Raw genomic sequence first — 3,181 nt, forward strand, 5'->3', positions numbered from 1 at the left:
AAGCAGTGGATATATTATTAGGAGCATAAAAAATGGCTAGAAAAGTACTTCACGAGACGAATTATACATTCACTCCGTCAACACGAACGATTGTAATCCCAGATCACATTCCAAGGGAAAGACTGGTATTAATTACAAACGTAACCACCAACCAGGTTATCTATAACTTCTCTGATCCTAGTCTTAAAGCAACAAGCTATACCCCAGCCATTGACTCAAACAACGTAGCCACAACAACTGTTGTTCTTAATTACAATACAGCAGCAATGTCTGCTACAGATAAACTTCAAATTACAATTGATGAATATGCTGAAAGCTTCCAACCAGATGAAGCATACATGGATCCTGTTGGAAAGTTTAGAGTTTCCCAACCTACTTCTTTAATTGATACAGACTTTGAGTATGGAACTCAGCCAACTAAATGGGAAGTATTGAGCCTTACAAACAATAAGCCATCAGCTTTCTATGATATTCAAACACCAATTGCACAGCCTTCTGGAGGAACAAACACTTTTGTTTCAATTACAGGAACTGGATCTTCTAGACTTGTAACAGTAGTAACTACTGCAGCCCACGGTCTTTCTGTTGGAGATAAGTTCTTCATTCAGGATACCTTGGATGTTAATGCAGACGGTTGGTATCTAGTAAGAAGCGTTTCCACAACAACAGTTTCTAATGATACTTTTACCTACTATGCAAGAGCAAATGTTACTAACGGAAGCGTTCGTGATGCAACAAAGACATTTGCATACAAGGCTTACAATTACACAGGATCAGAGATCCCACTTAGCACCTCATCTGGTGCTGCATTTACAGCTTCTAGCACAACAGTAACAGCAACAACTACAAATGCTCATGGTCTTAGCATCGGAGATTTGATTTATGTTTCTGGTACCACAGCAGCTTCTTCTAACCCACCAAATGGTGCTTGGGAAGTAAAGACAACTCCAACAACAAATACGTTCACTTTCGATGTAATTGATGCCCCATCTGGTGCAATCACTGCTGTTGCAAAGTCCTTAACTGGTAGACCAGGAACACTATCTGTACACAGACCATTTGATGGTGGAGTGAAGTTTACAACTGGTTCTTCTGCTCCTGGATCAAAAATTATAAGACAGACAAGAAGATATTTTAGATACCAGTCAGGTAAGGGCATTCAGTTCTCAACTGGATCTATGATGAAGCCAGTATTCGCAGTTGATTTAATTTCTTCATCTAGCACAACCGTTACGGTAAAAACTAGATACGAACATTTCCTTGGAATTGGTGCACAGGTTACAGTAAGTGGTGCAGATCAAACAGCATACAATGGAACCTTTACAGTTACAGCAATTACTGGACCTAAAGAATTCCAGTACACAGCATCCTCAGTTCCATCTGCAACTCCAGCAACTGGATTCCCAATTACAGTCGCACCAGTATCGTGGTTCGGTGGTCAGACTAGAATCGGTATGTTTGATGAACAAAACGGATTCTTCTTTGAATTTGATGGACAAACTTTATATGCAGTAAGACGTTCTAGTACAGATCAAATTTCTGGTATAGTTGCAGCAACACAGGGATCTCCAACTATTACAGGAACTGATACCAGATTCTCTGAACAGTTAAGCCCAGGAGATAGAATCTCTATTAGAGGTGCAACCTATCAAGTTCAGTCTATTACAAGTAATACTGAGCTTTATGTGTTCCCAGAATACCGTGGTCAGACCATTGCTTCTGGTGGAATCGTAAGCAAGATTGTTGACACCAAGGTTGCACAGTCTGATTGGAACATTGATAAGTTAGATGGAACTGGTCCGTCAGGTGTAACAGTTGATTTAGCTAAGATGCAGATGTTCTACCTTGACTATGCTTGGTATGGTGCAGGTGCAATTAGATTTGGATTTAAGGATGAGCGTGGAGAGGTTGTTTATTGCCATAGAATGACACACGCAAATGTTAAGACAGAAGCCTATATGCGTTCTGGAAACCTTCCTTCTCGCTATGAGGCAGCAGCAGATGCACCAGTTACAAAACTTTCAGCAACGCTTTCAAATGTTGCTACTAGCATGTCAGTTGCAAGTACTGTAGGATTCCCATCAACTGGAACTCTTGCAATTACAAAGGCTGGAAATACTTCACAAGAAATTGAATATGTTTCTTACACAGGAAAAACTGCTACAACCTTTACAGGTCTAACAAGAGCCCTAAGCAACGTAGTCATTAACCCAGTTTCTGGTGCTACTGGTGGTGGAAATGGAACCGCACAATCGTTTACATACTCCGCAACGGCACCTGTAAGAGTAGATCTATACTCTAGACAATATGCTACTGGAACAAGTCACTGGGGCTCCTCAGTAATCATGGATGGTGGATATGATGATGATAAGTCATTCGTATTCCAGGCAGGTATGAAAAATGGTGTTGTTGTTCCAAGAAGCACAACAACCAGATCAGCTCTTATTAGCTTAAGACTTGCTCCATCTGTAGATAACGGAGTTGTTGGAGTTTTTGGAGAAAGAGAACTTATTAACAGAATGCAGTTAAGACTAAGACAGATGGACGTTTTAAGCTTAGTTGCTGGAACTGCTGGAAACCCAGGAGCATTCCTTGTAGAACTTGTATTAAATCCAAGATTTAATACTGCAACTGGAAATACTTGGGAAAATGTTGGTGGATCAAGCTTGTCTCAAGTTTGCTATCACGCAGCAAATACAACCCTAGTTGGTGGAGAACCAATCTTCTCCTTCTTTGTATCTACTCAGTCTGGTGAAGCAAGCGTTGTTCAGCAAGATCTTGGTTTGGTTAGAGATTTAGGAAACTCAATTCTTGGTGGTGGTACAACAAATACCGCATCTACTACAGAACTTAACGTTTTCCCAGATGGACCAGATATTGTAACAATAGCAATCAGAAACCTTTCTGGTTCTGGTGTATCCAGTGCGACAATTAACGGAAGGCTTTCTTGGACTGAAGCCCAAGCATAGTAGGAGGACAACGTGGGACTTAATAAACTAAACCACCTTTACTCTACTGAGCCATTAACAGTAGATTCTTTACTAGCTAACAATGACGTAACCGTATTAGATGACGTTAATGTATTCGGAGAAACCCTTGTTGATGGATTGCTTGGACAGCCAAACCAAGTACTTAAAGTTAATTCTGCTGGAACTACAATTGAATGGGCTACCCTAGATGC

The 3,181-nt window shown here is 40.6% G+C and carries 2 protein-coding genes; both read left to right on the forward strand.

Annotated elements, in window-relative coordinates; genetic code table 11:
* Positions 1–32 precede the first annotated feature (32 nt).
* On the forward strand, positions 33–2,969 hold the full coding sequence (locus ACIQ0Q_RS09780) for a hypothetical protein (protein ID WP_395772746.1): 2,937 nt from the start codon (positions 33–35) through the stop codon (positions 2,967–2,969).
* Between the two features lie 12 nt (positions 2,970–2,981).
* The coding region (locus ACIQ0Q_RS09785) for a hypothetical protein (protein WP_395772747.1) at positions 2,982–3,181 on the forward strand (200 nt) is incomplete at its 3' end.

This window comes from Arenimonas sp. (genome assembly GCF_044348765.1).
Taxonomy (GTDB): domain Bacteria; phylum Pseudomonadota; class Gammaproteobacteria; order Xanthomonadales; family Xanthomonadaceae; genus Arenimonas.